At 67.5% G+C, this 15,874-nt stretch carries 13 protein-coding genes; 4 read left to right on the forward strand and 9 right to left on the reverse strand.

Translation table 11 applies throughout. The features are described from left to right. The first annotated feature begins 8 nt into the window (after positions 1-8). Complete coding sequence (locus DIE15_RS37215) at positions 9-179, forward strand: hypothetical protein (protein WP_006397039.1); 171 nt, start codon at positions 9-11, stop codon at positions 177-179. Positions 180-377: 198 nt separating this feature from the next. Here the strand turns inward: DIE15_RS37215 and DIE15_RS29970 are convergent, their stop codons facing one another. Then, on the reverse strand, positions 378-1,253 hold the full coding sequence (locus DIE15_RS29970) for an aldo/keto reductase family oxidoreductase (RefSeq protein WP_057927365.1): 876 nt from the start codon (positions 1,251-1,253) through the stop codon (positions 378-380). A 100-nt stretch (positions 1,254-1,353) separates the two neighbouring features. Between DIE15_RS29970 and DIE15_RS29975 the strand changes: the two genes are divergently transcribed. Continuing rightward, positions 1,354-2,256 carry a LysR family transcriptional regulator gene (locus DIE15_RS29975; protein ID WP_124835042.1) on the forward strand — a complete coding sequence of 301 codons (903 nt, stop codon included), beginning with the start codon at positions 1,354-1,356 and terminating at the stop codon, positions 2,254-2,256. A gap of 55 nt (positions 2,257-2,311) precedes the next feature. On the opposite strand, the gene DIE15_RS29980 is transcribed toward DIE15_RS29975, so the two are convergent. The 5 genes from DIE15_RS29980 to xylA form a co-directional block, all read right to left on the reverse strand. Continuing rightward, positions 2,312-3,511 carry a sugar ABC transporter permease gene (locus tag DIE15_RS29980; RefSeq protein WP_124835043.1) on the reverse strand — a complete coding sequence of 400 codons (1,200 nt, stop codon included), beginning with the start codon at positions 3,509-3,511 and terminating at the stop codon, positions 2,312-2,314. Further along, a complete protein-coding gene (gene xylG / locus DIE15_RS29985; RefSeq protein ID WP_057927368.1) occupies positions 3,508-5,067 on the reverse strand; it encodes a D-xylose ABC transporter ATP-binding protein in 1,560 nt (519 codons plus the stop codon). Before xylG ends, DIE15_RS29980 begins: the two co-directional genes overlap by 4 nt. A gap of 72 nt (positions 5,068-5,139) precedes the next feature. Further along, positions 5,140-6,168: a D-xylose ABC transporter substrate-binding protein gene (xylF, locus tag DIE15_RS29990; RefSeq protein WP_124835044.1), complete on the reverse strand. Its 1,029-nt coding sequence runs from the start codon at positions 6,166-6,168 to the stop codon at positions 5,140-5,142. A gap of 87 nt (positions 6,169-6,255) precedes the next feature. After that, the gene (gene xylB, locus DIE15_RS29995; protein ID WP_057927370.1) at positions 6,256-7,734 is read right to left on the reverse strand and encodes a xylulokinase; all 1,479 of its coding nucleotides are present in this window, start codon (positions 7,732-7,734) and stop codon (positions 6,256-6,258) included. A gap of 4 nt (positions 7,735-7,738) precedes the next feature. After that, entirely contained in the window at positions 7,739-9,061 is a 1,323-nt protein-coding gene (gene xylA, locus DIE15_RS30000) for a xylose isomerase (RefSeq protein ID WP_124835045.1), read from the reverse strand. A 267-nt stretch (positions 9,062-9,328) separates the two neighbouring features. On the opposite strand from xylA, the gene DIE15_RS30010 reads away from it, so the two are divergent. Beyond that, positions 9,329-10,522, forward strand: coding sequence for a DNA-binding transcriptional regulator (locus DIE15_RS30010; protein WP_057927372.1), 1,194 nt, complete (start codon positions 9,329-9,331; stop codon positions 10,520-10,522). 27 nt (positions 10,523-10,549) lie between these two features. Next, the gene (locus DIE15_RS30015; RefSeq protein ID WP_124835046.1) at positions 10,550-11,638 is read left to right on the forward strand and encodes an aldose epimerase family protein; all 1,089 of its coding nucleotides are present in this window, start codon (positions 10,550-10,552) and stop codon (positions 11,636-11,638) included. A 328-nt stretch (positions 11,639-11,966) separates the two neighbouring features. Here DIE15_RS30015 and ltrA read toward each other — a convergent pair whose 3' ends face one another. From ltrA to DIE15_RS30030, 3 genes are all read right to left on the reverse strand, one after another. Beyond that, positions 11,967-13,442 (reverse strand): group II intron reverse transcriptase/maturase, encoded by a 1,476-nt coding sequence (gene ltrA / locus DIE15_RS30020; protein WP_409364319.1) that lies wholly within the window; start codon positions 13,440-13,442, stop codon positions 11,967-11,969. Between the two features lie 359 nt (positions 13,443-13,801). Continuing rightward, on the reverse strand, positions 13,802-14,986 hold the full coding sequence (locus tag DIE15_RS30025) for a porin (protein WP_124835048.1): 1,185 nt from the start codon (positions 14,984-14,986) through the stop codon (positions 13,802-13,804). Positions 14,987-15,040: 54 nt separating this feature from the next. After that, the gene (locus tag DIE15_RS30030) at positions 15,041-15,835 is read right to left on the reverse strand and encodes an ABC transporter substrate-binding protein (protein WP_124835049.1); all 795 of its coding nucleotides are present in this window, start codon (positions 15,833-15,835) and stop codon (positions 15,041-15,043) included. Positions 15,836-15,874: the final 39 nt, after the last annotated feature.

Genomic DNA, 15,874 nt, shown 5'->3' on the forward strand with positions numbered 1-15,874 from the left:
GAGGAACGATGACCCTGCTTATCTACCTGGTCGGATGGATCATTTTCATCGGCGGCGTGGCATGGGGATTGATGACGCTGCACGTGTCGCAGCACATCATCGAGATCGTCGCCGTCATTCTGTTCGGCATCGCGGTGATCACGGGCGCGACGCGCGCGCGCAATCGCGACCGGTCGTAGCGCGGTATCCAGGACAGGCCAGACGCCGCGAGCGACGCCGCTTCACTGCTGCGTGTCGATCCAGGCGGCCAATTTCTCCATCGTGCCGGACGGAAAGGCATCCTCGAGGTGATCGGGAAACGCGGCAACGCGCGCGCTCGACAATCGCGTGGAAGCGCTACAGCGCCCATGGGGCGATGTCAGGCCCCGGCACGTCGCTCACGCGCGCACCGACGCGACACCGTCGAGTTCACGCACGGCATCCTCGGGCAACCCCAACGCGCCCGCGGCGAGATTCTCGCGCAGATGCGCGACGGACGACGTCCCCGGAATCAGCAGGATGTTCGGCGCGCGCTGCAGCAGCCAAGCGAGCGCGGTCTGCATCGGCGTCGCACCGAGCCGCGCGGCGACCGCGTCGAGCGTGGACGACTGCAGCGGATTGAAGCCGCCGAGCGGAAAGTACGGTACGTATGCGATGCCGTCGCGCGCGAGCGCATCGATCAGGTCATCGTCGTCGCGGTGCGCGAGGTTGTAATGATTCTGCACGCAGACGATTTCGCAGATCCGGCGCCCTTCGGCGATCTGCGCGGCCGTCACGTTGCTCAGCCCGATGTGCCGTACGAGGCCCTGCCGCTGCAGTTCGGCCAGCGCGGACAGCGGCGCCTCGATCGAGCCTTCGGCCGGGCCGTGCGTGTCGAACATGATCCGCAGATTGACGACGTCGAGCACGTCGAGACCCAGGTTGCGCAGGTTGTCGTGCACGGCGGCCGTCAGCGCTTCGGCGGAGAATGCCGGCAGCCAGGAACCGTCGTCGCCGCGCGTCGCGCCGACCTTGGTCACGATCAGCAGCTCGTCGCGATACGGATGCAACGCTTCGCGAATCAACTGATTGGTCACATGCGGGCCGTAAAAGTCGCTCGTGTCGATGTGGTCGACGCCCGATGCGACCGCTTCACGGAGAACGGCGAGCGCCGCATGGCGGTCCTTGGGCGGACCGAACACGCCGGGGCCGGCCAGCTGCATCGCGCCATAGCCGATGCGATGAATGCTGCGGCCCGCGACGGAATACGTGCCGGATTGAACGATGGGGGACATGGTCGTGCTCCTGTAGCGAATGCGTGAATCGCAGGTTACGCCGCGTTGCGCTGCGCGATAACCGGTCATAATCCGCACAACCTGTACGAAAAGGCGAACAATGCAAGTCGATCTGGGCGATCTGAACGCGTTCGTGGCGGTGGCACGGGCGAAGGGCTTTCGCGAAGGCGCGCGCATGGTCGGGGCGAGTGCATCCGGTCTGAGCGAAGCGGTGCGCCGGCTGGAAGCGCAACTCGGCGTGCGGCTGCTGCACCGCACGACGCGCAGCGTGTCGCCCACCGAAGCCGGCGAGCGTCTGCTCGCACGGCTCACGCCGGCCCTGAGCGAGGTGGAGGCGGCGCTCGACGTGGTGAACACGTTCCGCGAGCGGCCGGTCGGCACGCTGAAGCTCAATGTGCCGATGAGCGCGGCGCGGCTCGTGCTGCCGTCCATCGTCCCGCGCTTTCTCGACGCATATCCGGAGATACGGCTCGAAGTCGTGGCCGATGAAAGCTTCGTCGATATCCTCGCAGCCGGCTGCGACGCGGGCATCCGTTACGACGAGCGCCTCGAACAGGACATGATCGCCGTGCCCATCGGCCCGCGCTCGCAACGCTTCGCCACCGCCGCCGCACCCGCCTATCTCGACCGGCGCGGCCGCCCTACCCATCCGCGCGACCTGCTCGATCACGCGTGCCTGCGCGGCCGCTTCGCGAGCGGCGCGATGCCGGCGTGGGAATACGAGCGCGACGGAGAAGTGGTGCGCGTGGAGCCATCGGGCCCGCTCGTCGTGCAGATCGGCGGTGCCGTCGATCTCGTCGTCGATGCCGCCTGCGCGGGGCTCGGCATCGTGCACCTTTACGAAGACTGGCTTCGGCCGCATCTGGCGAGCGGCGCGCTCGAGCCCGTGCTCGACGGCTGGTGGCGGCCGTTCCCGGGCCCGTATCTGTACTACCCGGGGCGGCGGTTCGTGCCGGCTCCGCTGCGCGCGTTCGTCGATTTCATCAAGGCGGATGCCGGGTAGAACGGCATGAGCCGTCCGCCTCCCCGGCAAGCGGCGATCGCATCCGCGCGGCGCCTCATCGCCGGTTCGACCGCGACACCACGTCGATCCACACGGCCAGCACCAGCACCGCGCCCTTTACGATCATCTGCCAGTACGCGTCGACGTCGAGCATCGACATCCCGTTGTCGAGGCTCGCCATCACGAGCGCGCCGATCAGCGCGCCATAGACCGTGCCCGACCCGCCGCGCATCGACGTGCCGCCGATGAAGCATGCGGCGATCGCGTCGAGCTCGCCCATCGTGCCGGCCGACGGCGAGCCGGCTGCGAGCCGCGCGGTGTTCACGATGCCCGCGAACGCGCACATCAGCCCCATCAGCGCGAAGATCGCGAGCTTCACGCGGTCGGTGTCGACGCCCGACAGCCGCGTCGCCTCCAGGTTCGAACCCACTGCATAGATGCGCCGGCCGAACACGGTCTGCGTCGCGATCCACGAGAACGCGCCGAGCAACGCGAGTAGCAGCAGCACCGGCACGGGGATGCCGCCGTAGCGGTCGAGCGTCGCGACGAACGCGAACAGCACCGCGCCCGCGCCGGCGATCTTCGCGACGTCCTGCCACAGCGGCGCGACCGCGAGCCGATAACGGTGCCGCGTGCCGCGCTGCCTGACGACCAGCAGCGCGACGAGCGCGAACAGCAGCAGCGCGAGGCCGTCGCCGACGACGCGCGGCAGATAGCCCTGCCCGATGAACACGAAGCCGTCGGACACCGGCGCGATCGTCGAGCCGCCCGTCACGCCGAGCAGGATGCCGCGGAACGCGAGCATCCCGCCCAGCCCGACGATGAACGACGGCACGCGCCGGTAGGTCGACCACCAGCCGTTGAACAGCCCGACCAGCACACCGAGCGCGAGTACCACCGGCACCGTCGCGGCGACCGGCCAGTGCCGATTGACGTCGAGGATCGCTGCGACGCCGCCGAGCAGCCCGAGCAGCGAGCCGACCGACAGGTCGATTTCACCGGCGATGATCACGAACACCATCCCGCATGCGAGCATCCCGGTGATCGACATCTGCCGCAGCAGGTTCGACACGTTGCGCGGCGTGACGAACGCGCCGTCGGTCAGCACCGAGAAAAACACCCAGATCGCCGCGACCGCGAACAGCAGCGCGAGCACTTTGTAGCGCACGAAGACCTGGCGCAGCGGATGGCCGTGCGTGCGACGCGCGTCGGCGTCCTGCGGCACGGCGGCGGAGGAAGACAATTCGGTATTCATGGCGCACTCGCTGCAATGGGTTCGGCCGGACGCCGCGCGGGTTTCAGCGCGGCGCCGAGGATCTGTTCCTGCGTAAGACCGTCGTTGACGAAATCGCCGCGCAGCTCGCCTTCGCCGATCACGAGCACGCGATCGGCCAGCCCGAGCACTTCCGGCAGTTCCGACGACACGACGATCAGCGCGACGCCGCGCTTCGCGAGCGCGAAGATCAGCCGGTAGATTTCCGCTTTCGCGCCGACGTCGACGCCGCGGGTCGGCTCGTCGAGGATCAGCACCTGCGGGTCGGCCAGCAGCATCCTGGCGAGCACCGCCTTCTGCTGGTTGCCGCCGGACAGGCTCGCGATCGGCAGGAACGGATGCGCGGCACGCACCGACAGCCGCTGCATCTCGGTGCGGATCGCGTCGAGTTCGGCGGCCGCGTCGATCCGCCCGCGCGCCGCGAAGCGGCGCAGCACCGACAGCGTGATGTTGTGGCCGACGCCGAGCTGCGGCACGATCCCGTGGCGCTTGCGATCCTCGGGCACCATCGCGATCCCGGCGCGGATCGCATCGGCCGGCGAACGGATTGCGAGCGGCCGGCCGTTGATCCGCACGCTCGCCGTGCTCGCGCCGGGATACGCGCCGAAGATCGCCTGCATCAGCTCGGTGCGGCCCGCGCCGACGAGCCCGGCGATGCCGAGAATCTCGCCGCGCCGCACGCTGAACGACACATCGTCGACACGCTTGCGTCGCGGGTTCGCCACGTCGTGACAGGTCACGTTGCGCGCCTCCAGCACGACGTCGCCGATCTCGTGCGGCTCGCGCGGATACAGGTTGCGGATCTCGCGCCCGACCATCATCGCGATGATCCGGTCGGTGGTCAGCGTGCGCATCGGCTCGGTCGCGACATGACGGCCGTCGCGGATCACGGTCACGGTGTCGCATACGGCATCGACTTCGTCGAGCTTGTGCGAGATGTACACGCATGCGACGCCGCGCCGCTTCAGGTCGCGCACGATATCGAGCAGGATGCGCGTCTCGGCGGCACTCAGCGACGACGACGGCTCGTCGAGGATCAGCAGCTTCGCGCGCTTGTTCAATGCCTTCGCGATTTCGATCAGCTGCTGGTGCCCACCGCCGTAGTTCATCACCGGCTGCGCGACGTTGATCGCGTCGATGCGCAGCTCGCGCAGCAGCGCTTCGGAGCGCCGCACCATCTCCGCGTAGTGCATGCGTCCGCCCGGCAGCGTGATCTCGTTGCCGAGGAAGATGTTCTCGGCCACCGACAGCTCGGGCACGAGCATCAGCTCCTGGTGGATGATCACGATGCCCGCGCGCTCGGTGTCGCGCACGCCGGACGCGACGAGCGGCGCACCCTCCCAGCGGATTTCGCCATCCCACGTGCCGTGCGGGTAGACGCCCGACAGCACCTTCATCAGCGTCGACTTGCCGGCGCCGTTCTCGCCGCACAGCCCGACGCATTCGCCGGGGCGCACGGTCAGGTCGATCCCGTCGAGCGCCTTCACGCCGTCGAATGCCTTGACGATGCCGCGCATCGTCAGCAAGGGTTCGGTCATACGTTCATTGCCTCGCGATGTGCACGCGGCCGCGCGCAGGGCCCGGCCGCGTGCAGCCTGCCCGCCGCGCCGTTACTGGCTCGCCAGCTGGGCCTGGGTGTAGAAGCCGTCCTTCACGACGACGTCGACGTTGCGCTTGGTCAGCAGCGTCGGCTGCAGCAGCACCGTATCGACCTTCTTCTTGCCGTTGTCGTACTGCGCGTTGAACGCGGGCTTCGTGCCCTTCGCGAGATCGACGGCAAGCTTCGCGGCTTCGCTCGCGATCAGCTTCAGCGGCTTGTAGACGGTCATCGTCTGCGTGCCGGCGATCACGCGCTTGACCGCGGCGAGGTCCGCATCCTGCCCGGACACCGGCACCTTGCCGGCCAGATGCTGCGCGGCGAGCGCCTGGATCGCGCCGCCCGCGGTGCCGTCGTTCGACGCGACGATCGCGTCGATCTTGTTGTTGTTCGCGGTCAGCGCGTCCTCGACGATCCGCAGCGCGGTCGACGCGCTCCACTCGGGCACCCATTGCTGGCCGACGACCTTGACGTCGCCGCGGTCGATCGCCGGCTTCAGCACCTTCAACTGACCTGCGCGCAGCATCTTCGCGTTGTTGTCGGTCGGCGCGCCGCCGAGCAGGAAGTAGTTGCCCTTCGGCTTCGCGTCGAACACGCCCTGCGCCTGCAGTTCGCCGACCTTCTCGTTGTCGAACGAGATGTACGCGTCGACGTCCGCGTCGAGGATCAGGCGGTCGTACGACACGACCTTGATGCCGGCCTTCTTCGCCTCGGCGACGACGTTGCCGAGCGTCTTCGAATTGAACGGCACGATCACGATCACGTCGACGCCGCGCGAGATCAGGTTCTCGATCTGGGAAATCTGCCGCTCCTCGCTGGCGTCGGCCGACTGCACCGACACCTTCGCGCCGAGCTTCGTCGCGGCCGCGACGAAATAGTCGCGGTCGCGCGACCAGCGCTCGACGCGTAGATCGTCGATGCAGAAGCCGATCTCGGGCTTGTCCTTGCTCCCATGCGCGAGCGGTGCGCCCAGCGTCAGGATCGCCAGCGCAGCGGCGCCGGCAAGCGAACTCAATACGGTACGACGCGTCACGGATTTCATGTCTCCATCTCCTTGTTATCGGACTACCTCACGAACGACGGGCGGCCGCCGGAACGGGCTGCCCGTATCGACTCGCCGCAACGCGCGTCAAGCGAGCGTTGCAAATACCGGTTCGAGCGCGCGGTACAGCGCGCGAAACGTCGGACGCCGCGTGTCGCGATACCACGCGTGCCGTGCAGGGTCGGGCTCGCGCACCGCGACGATCGGCGGCTGCGGGCATACGTCGTCGAGCGACGCATCCGGTTCGAGCGCGAGATGCGCGAGCCGCGCGGCACCGAGCGCCGGACCGACCTCGCCGCCCGCGCGCAGCGTCAGCGCGCGGCCGCTCAGGTCGGCGAGCATCTGCGTCCAGTACGCGCTGCGCGACCCGCCGCCGATCACCGTGATGCTGTCGGGCGCCAGCCCGGCCGCATGCAGCGCATCGATCCCGTCGAGCAGCGCGAAGCCGACGCCTTCGAGCGTCGCGTTCGCCAGATCCGCGCGCTGCGTGTCGGGCGTGAGCCCGTAGAACACGCCCTTCGCATTCACGTCGTTGTGCGGCGTGCGCTCGCCGCTCAGGTACGGCAGAAACCACGGGCGGCTCGCGCGTGCGTTCGCCTCGGCATCGGCGAGCAGCGCCGCGACGCCGTCGTAACCGGTCAGTTGTGCGGTGAAGTCGATGCAGCCGGCCGCGTTCAGCATCACCGACATCAGGTGCCACGTGTCCGGCAGCGCGTGGCAGAAGCTGTGCACCGCGGATTCGGGGTTCGCGCGAAATCCGTCCGACACCGCGAAATACACACCCGACGTGCCGAGCGACAGCAGCGCATCGCCCGGCTTCACGATGCCGACGCCCACCGCGCCGGCCGCGTTGTCGCCGCCGCCGGCCACCACCGGAATCTCGCGCAGCCCGAGTGTGCGCGCGACCTCAGGCAGCAGCGTGCCGGTCACGCCGTTACCCTCGAACACGGTCGGCATCTGTGCACGCGACAGCCCGCACGCGGCGAGCAGCGTGTCGTCGTAGTCGCGCTTCGCGACGTCGAGCCACAGCGTGCCGGCGGCATCCGACGGATCGGTTGCGAACGCACCGGTCAGCCGGTAGCGCAAATAGTCCTTCGGCAGCAGCACGTACGCGATCCGCGCGAACACGTCGGGCTCGTGACGACGCACCCACAGAAGCTTCGGCGCGGTGAAGCCGGGCATCGCGACGTTGCCGGCCACCGTGCGCAACGCGGGCACGAGCCGCTCGAGTTCCGCGCACTCCGCATCCGCCCGGCCGTCGTTCCACAGAATCGCCGGGCGCAGCACGTCGCCATGCGCGTCGATGAGCGTGGCGCCATGCATCTGCCCGGTCAGCCCCAGCGCGTCGATGTCGTGCGGATCGATGCCGGCCGCACGGGCTTCATCGACGAGCGCGGCGAGCGCCCCGCATGCGGCATCCCACCAGTCGCGCGGCGCCTGTTCCGACCAGCGCGGCCGCGGCCGGCTCACCGTCAGCGGGCGGCTCGCGCTCGCCCGCACCGCGCCGTCACGGTCGAGCAGCACCGCCTTCACGCCCGACGTGCCGAGATCGAGTCCGATATACATGGCGTCAGCGCAGCCCGTAGATCGCCTGGTTCACGATGTTCTCGAACCGCTCCTGGGCGCCGCTCGCATGCCGCGGATCCACGCCGCGCGCGAGCGCATCGTCGGCCAGCGACTGCAGCGTATAGCCGCCCGACAGGATCTTGCGGCCGAACGCCTCGTCCCACTGCGCGTAGCGCTGCCGGCGCAGCGCATCGAGCCGGTCGTTCTCGACCAGCACCGCCGCGCGCTCGAGCGCGAGCGCGAGCACGTCGATCGCGCCCACGTGGCCGTAGAACAGGTCTTCCGGATCGACGCTCTGGCGCCGCACCTTCGCGTCGAAGTTCATCCCGCCGGTCGTGAAGCCGCCGTGGCGCAGGATCTCGTAGAACGCGAGCGTCAGCTCCTCCACGCTGTTCGGGAACTGGTCGGTGTCCCAACCGTTCTGCGGGTCGCCGCGGTTCGCGTCGACGCTGCCGAACACGCCGAGCGCGAACGCGTTCGCGATCTCGTGATGGAACGAGTGCCCGGCGAGCGTCGCATGGTTTGCCTCGATGTTCACGCGGATCTCGTTCTGCAGTCCGTACTGCACGAGAAAGCCGTGCACTGTCGCCACGTCGTAGTCGTATTGGTGCTTGGTCGGCTCCTGCGGCTTCGGCTCGATCAGCAGCGCGCCGTTGAAGCCGATCCGGTGCTTGTGCTCGACGACCATCGACAGGAAGCGCGCGAACTGATCGCGCTCGCGCTTCAGGTCGGTATTGAGCAGCGTCTCGTACCCTTCGCGGCCGCCCCACAGCACGTAGTTCTCGCCGCCGAGCCGATGCGTCGCGTCGAGCGCATGACATACCTGGGTCGCGGCCCACGCGAACACGTCGGGGTTCGGGTTCGTCGCGGCACCCGCCGCGAAGCGCGGATGCGAGAACAGGTTCGCGGTGCCCCACAGCAGCCGCACGCCGCTCGCCTGCTGGCGCTCGCCGAGATAGTCGACCATCCGTGCGAAATTGGCCGCGTACTCGCGCAGGCTGTCGCCCTCCGGCGCGACGTCGGTGTCATGAAACGTATAGAACGGCGTGCCGAGCTTCGTGAAGAATTCGAATGCCGCATCGGCCTTCATCCGCGCGCGCTCGAGCGCATCGCCCGGTTGCTGCCACGGCCGCCGGAACGCGCCCTGCCCGAAGATGTCGTGCCCCGGCCACACGAACGTGTGCCAATAGCAGACGGCGATCCGCAGATGCTCGGCGAGCGTCTTGCCGAGCACGCGCTTCTCGGGGTTGTAATAGTGGTAAGCCAGCGGGTTGTCCGACTGCGGACCTTCGTAGCGAATCGCGGGAATGTGTTCGAAATACGACATGGCGTCTCCGTGCGGGGTCTTGTTGCAGCGCAACGCGCGTCGCGACGACGCACGCGGCCGAATTCGGTTGACTGGATCGTGCCCGCGCGCCTGCCGGCCGGCAATTGCGAAATTGCGCAGCGCGCTTAATGTTTCTTGCCAGCCGCGCTCGCGCGGTGCGCGTTCCGTCCTACAATCGCCGGACACCAGACATCGCGCGCCGCCGCCTCGAGCGCGCGCCCGGAGACAATGGCACGGCGCCCTGGCGGCGCTCGCCCCGAGACCGAGATGACCCGCGCCCCTTCCGCCCAGACACCGCACCGCATCGCACTGCTGTTCAACGCGAACAAGGTCTACGACCGCGAGATCATCAGCGGCATCGGCCAGTACCTGCACACGACGCGCGTCGTGTGGGACCTGTTCCTCGAAGACGATTTCCGCTGCCGGCTCGCCGGCATCGAGCGTTTCGACGGCGACGGCATCATCGCGGACTTCGACGATCCGGCCGTCGCCGACGCGCTCGCCGGTTCGCCGTTGCCGATCGTCGCGGTCGGTTCGTCATACGAGGATCCGGCGCACTATCCTGACGGCGTCCCATATATTGCGACCGACAACCCGAAGCTCGTGTCGCTCGCCCATACGCATCTGATCGGCGCGGGGCTCGCGCACTTCGCGATGTACAGCCTGCCGGTCGCGCAGGAGAACCGCTGGGCACAGCAGCGCGAGCTCGCGTTCGACCGGCTCGCGCGCGCGGACGGGCTCGATGCGCCGATCTACCGCGGACTGTCGACGAGCGCGTCGGGCTGGAACCACGCGATCGAGCAACTGATCGGCTGGCTGCATGCGCTGCCGAAGCCGGTCGGCGTGATCGCGGTCACCGATGCGCGCGCGCGGCACTTGCTGCAGGCGTGCCTGATCGCCGGCATCGCGGTGCCGGAACAGGTTGCGATCATCGGCATCGACAACGATCCGCTCACGCGCACGCTCACACGCATTCCATTGTCGTCGGTCATCCAGGGCACCGAGGAAATGGGCCGCACCGCCGCGCACCTGCTGCACCGGATGCTGCGCGGCGCGCGTTTTCCCGGGCAGCGCATCCTCGTGCCGCCGGTCGGCATCAACGTGCTCGAGTCGACGCGCCACCAGCCGCTCGCGAGCCCGCACGTGATGCGCGCACGGCATTTCATCCGCCAGTACGCGTGCCAGGGAATCAAGACCGAACAGGTCGCCGACTATGTCGGTGTGTCGCGCTCGCTGCTCGAAGAACACTTTCGGCGCGAACTGCAGCGCACCGTGCACCAGGAAATCCTGCGTCACAAGCTCGAGGCCGCCCAGGCGCTGCTCGCGAGCCGCAATGCGTCGAGCGCGGAAGTCGCGATCCGCTGCGGCTTCACGTCGCTGCAGTACATGTATGCGGTGTTTCGCCGCGAACTCGGCTGCACCCCGCGCGAATACCAGGAACGCACCGCGCCTGCCCACTGAATTCACCGCCCACGAGCGAACCCACTCATGCATATCGATACCGACTCTTCCCGCCCGGCAGCCGACGTCGGCCGCATTCCGTCCGAGCCGTGGGGCACGCTGCCCGGCGGCGATCCGGTGCGGCGCTATACGCTGCGCAACGCGCACGGGATGCGCGTCGTCGTCAGCGATCTCGGCGCGACCGTCGTGTCGTGGCTCGCGCCCGACCGCACCGGGCGCTTCGCCGATATCGTGCTGGCCCACGACACGCCCGCCGACTACGTCGAATCGGGTGCGTACCTCGGCGCGACGGTCGGCCGCTGGGCGAACCGGATCGCGGGCGCCCGCTTCACGCTCGACGGCGTCGACTACACGCTCGATCGCAACGAGAACGGCAACCTGCTGCACGGCGGCGCGAGCGGCTTTCACCGCGCGCGCTGGGACGTGATCGACGATCGCGACGGGCTGACGCTGCGGCTCGATTCGCCGGAAGGCGATGCCGGGTTCCCCGGCAACGTGAGCGTGCAGGTGCGCTACACGCTCGACGACGACGGCACGCTGACGATCGACTATGCGGGACGGACCGATGCCCCGACGCCGCTGAACCTGACGAATCACAGCTACTTCAACCTGAGCGGACGCGCGGGCAGCGACGTGCGCGGCCATCTGCTGCAGATCGACGCCGATGCGTTCGTCGAAGTGGACGATGCGCTGATCCCGACCGGCACGGCCGACGTGACGGGCACCGCGTTCGATTTCCGGCAGAGCGCGCCGCTCGGCGCCCGCCTCGCCTGGCCGCATGCGCAGCTCGCGCGCGCACGCGGCTTCGATCACTGCTATGTGCTGCGCGACCCCGGGCACGGCGTGCGGCCCGTTGCATCGATCTACGATCCGGAAAGCGGTCGAGAGCTCGCGGTATCGACGGATCAGCGCGGGCTGCAGCTCTACACGGGCAACTATCTGGACGGTGTGCGCGCAAGCGGCGGTGTGTCGTGCGTGCAGCATGCGGCGCTGTGCGTCGAAGCCGGGTTCTTTCCGGACCAGGTCAACATGGATGCGTTGCGCGATGAAACGATCGTCGGCCCGGGCGACACCTATCGCCAGACGACGCGATATCGGGTCGGCGTTCGCGGGTAGCGGGCACGTCGGGCGGCCGCCGATCACGCGCGGCTCACCCGTTGCCGGATGGCAGGCGGCGCACGTGGTCCTTGCGTATGCGCCGCCCTGCGCGCCCTGCGCGCGATGGGCGCGATGGGCGCGATGGGCGATGCACGATTCGGCCTCGCATCGAGGCCGAAATGTGATCGCTTGAATCACCGCAGCCTGCGATCCCGAGATCGACCGAGGCCAGCGCTGGAGGATGACGTCGATGCCCTTCCCGCCCCGACTCCGATCGCGGTAGGAATGCCCATTGCTAGACACCCCCCGCACAGATCCCGGCGTGCCCAATTCGGGCACCGGGCTCCTACCTTGAGTGTTTGACGGCGAACCGCCGGTCTGGCCACGGGTGAAGGATTCGAGGTTGTGGGAGCCAGGCATCCGCGATCCGCTCGACCCGCGTCCACGTCATGTGATCCTTCTGGCTGCGGCGCCGAAGCGCACGCCGCCAGAGATCCACGACGTGGTAACGGAACGCGCCAAGTGCGCGCGAATTCGTCGGTACCGCGTGGTACGCGAAGTAACCGCGAACCACTTGCCCGAGCCATTTCCCTTGTATGGGAATCGGTTCGTGCATACGCCGCCGTAGTTCCTCCTTGATCCCCCTGAGCTTCGCCCGCATGCGATCGCCCCGGGTCTTCCTCTGAAGCTGGAAGCTACCCCTTCGCGATTTGCCGCAGATAAAGATAAAGCCCAGAAAGGCGAAGGTCTCCGGCCGGCCAAGACCGCGGCTCCGGCGATTGGCCGCCGCATAGCGACCAAACTCCAGCAGCCTCGTCTTCTCCGGGTGAAGCGCAAGCATGAACTCCTCCAGCCTCGAACGCATCGCATCCCAGAAGCGCCGCGCGTCAGCTTCGTGCTCGAAGCCGACCACGACATCATCCGCGTATCGCAGGATGATGACGTTGCCCTTGGCTTCCCGCCGTCGCCAACGATTGGCCCAGAGATCGAAGACGTAGTGCAGGTACACGTTCGCGAACAGTGGCGAGGCCACTGATCCCTGCGGGGTACCTGTCTCACTTACGCTTAGCTCTCCGTCTTCCAGCACGCCGGCCTTGAGCCACTTGCGCACAAGACGGATGATGCGTTGATCACCGATCCGGTGCTCAATGAATCGCACCAGCCATTCCTGACTGACCGAATCAAAGAAGCTCTTGAGATCGGCGTCCAGAATCCAGTTCACCGGGGTGCGGGTGATCGCTGTCGCCAACGCGTCCAACGCATCGTGCTGACTACGTCCGGGCCGGAACCCGTACGAGAATCCGAGGAAGTCCCCCTCGTAGATCGCATTCAGTACTTCAACCACCGCGCGCTGGACGATCTTGTCCTCCAGCGCGGCAATCCCCAGCGGGCGATGCTTGCCATCCGGCTTGGGTATGTACTGCCGCCGAACGGGCAGTGCCCGATACGCTCCGCTGTGTACTTGCGCGTGCAGGCGCTGGAGATGGTCTTCCAGTCCTGCCTCGTAGTACCGCCACGTCAAACCGTCCACCCCAGGGGCCGCCTTGCGTTTGAGCGCAAAGAACGACGCCCTGAGACGATCGATCGTGACGTGGTGCAGCAGCGCGGTGAACCGTTCCTTCTTCCGCTGCCTTGCAGCCTGCCGTACACGGTCCAGCCCCTGTGACACGCTTGCCCGGTTCTGCGCCCGGCACGTGCTGAACTGCCCCGTGTTCCTCTTGGTCCCCGCCCTTGGCTCCACCCACTCCGCAGCCGGTTGCCCGACCTTGTTCGCAGGCTTCGACGCTACTATGGCGGAGTCTGACTTCTCCCGTCCGTTCATCATCGGCTACGGCTCCTCACCTTCCCGACACGGACCAGCCCGGGTTGCGACTGGCCAGACGAGAGATCTCCCGGTTCCCGCGCAAAGAGCGTCCGTGCGTGCCAGGGTCTTCGACCACGCCGGGTCGTCGAGGCGCTCGCGCTTGCGCGCCCCTTCATGTTGCCTTCCGCGTTCTGAACCGCGTCGGCACCCGGAATTACACAACTATCGCGGCTCAATGGCTGGCCCGCACGTTCCCCTACCGACGCTTCGCCGGTCGCCTCACGGCAGCCGACGCACGGCTCGGGGTCGATGTGGCTCGCTACGCCTTCATCGTAGTGGACTTGCACCACCTGCTCCTTGCCGGTCTCCCGGCGCACTCAGAACTTGTGACGGATCCCCACATGCACCATCAACTGCTTCGACGTCGACGACAGGTCTGCCGCCCCCGGAACATACGCCTGGTCGAGCGACGAGCCGGTCGCATCGCCCGCAATCCGCTGGTACGCACCCATCAGGTAGACGTCGGTGCGCTTCGACAGGTTGTAGTCGGCCATCAGCCCGATCGAATGGATCTTCGGTTTCGCGCTGCCCGTGGTCGCGTCGTAGCGCACGGTCGTATACACATACTGCGCGCCCACGAAGAACGCCGGCGTGAACTGATACTTGCCGTTCACTTCGAAGTTCTGGTACTTGATCGCGGTGACCGTGCCGCCCGCGAGCGGCCCCGTGACGGGTTCGATCGTCTCGTCGCCGAACAGGTAGCCGACGTTCGCGGTCGGCCGCGTGACGTTGCTGTTCGTGTAGGCAAACCCGACCGTCGCGGGCCCGGCCGTGTAGTTGATGCCGGCCCCGAAGATCCGCAGCCGCGCCGACGCGAAGTTCGCATCCGCGCCCACCGACCCCGCCCCCGCGATCGCGCCACCGGCGGTCGCGCCCGGGTTGTCCGCATTCAGGAACGCCGCGCCGACGAGCAAGCCGCCCTGCTCGTACTGCGCGCCGACGCTCCACTGCCGGTCGTTCGCGAACCCGGTGTCGTTGCTGAAGCTATATGTGCCGCCGAACGAGAAGCCGGCGAAATCCGGGCTCGCGTACTTGACCGTATTGTTCACGCGGAACGTGTTGCCGGTGTTGTCGTTGTCGAGCGGATGCGAGAACGGATAGACGCCCCAGCTGCCGTTCGCGGTCGTCGGCGCGAGATAGTCGACGACCGAGTCATATTGCCGGCCGAGCGTCAGCGTGCCGAAGCGCGCGCTGCCGAGCCCGACATAAGCCTGCCGCCCGAATAGGCGGCCGCCCTGCGCGAGCGTGCCGCTGTTCACGTTGAAGCCGTTCTCGATCTGGAACAGCGCGCTGTAGCCGCCGCCGAGATCCTCGGCGCCCTTCAGCCCCCAGCGGCTGCCCTGCGCGAAACCGCTCGCCATCTGCCACGCGCCGTGGCCGCCGACGTTGTTCGTATAGTCGATGCCCGCATCGACCAGCCCGTATAGCGTGACGCTGCCTTGCGCGAAGGCCGGTGCCGCACAGAGTGCCGGCATCGCGACGAAAAACAATCTCCAGTTCATTCGTTTTCCTTATTGATATATTGAGCGCTACCACCCGATGCGCTGTCGTGCCGCTTATTTCGCGCCGTAGATGTCGAAGTCGAAGTATTTGCGGTTGATTCGCTGATACGTGCCGTTCGCGAGGATCGTCGCCAGCGCGCGGTTGAACGCGTCGCGCAGGTCGGTGTCCTGCTTGCGCAGCCCGAGGCCGTCACCCTGCCCGAAATACTTCGCGTCGTCGATCGCCGCGCCGACGAACATGAAGTCCTTGCCCTGCGGCTTCTTCAGGAAGCCGTCGCTGGCCGCGATCGATGCCTGGAACGCCGCGTCGAGCCGCCCCGTCACGAGATCGGCATAGACCTGGTCCTGGTTCTGGTATGACTCGATCTGTACGCCGGCCGGCTGCCAGTTCGCGATCGCATAGTCGGCCTGCGCGGAGCCCTGCTCGACGCCGACCCGCTTGCCCTTCAGCGACGCGGCCGTCGGCAGCAGCGGCGAACCCTTGCGCGCGATCAGCCGCGCCGGCGCATTCGAGATCCGGTTCGTGAACGCGATCTGCTGCATCCGCTTCGGCGTGATCGTCATCGACGACGCGATCACGTCGAACTTGCGCGCGAGCAGCCCGGGAATCATCCCGTCGAAACTCGATTCGACCCATACGCAGCGCGCATGCAGCTCCGCGCACAACGCGTTCGTGATGTCGACCCCGAAGCCGCTCAGCGAGCCGTCCGGCTGCTTGTATTCGAGCGGCGGATACGTGGGATCGACCGCGAGCCGGATCTCTTTGCCCGTCCAGTCGCCGGCATGCGCGACGCCTGCCGCCGCCATTGCCGTGAGCGCCACCGCGAGCGCCGCCATCCACTGTTTCATTGCCAGTCTCCTTGTTTCTTCCGTCGTTGAAAGTGATTC

The sequence above is a fragment of the Burkholderia sp. Bp9031 genome, from assembly GCF_003857965.1.
Classification (GTDB): Bacteria; Pseudomonadota; Gammaproteobacteria; order Burkholderiales; family Burkholderiaceae; genus Burkholderia; species Burkholderia ambifaria_A.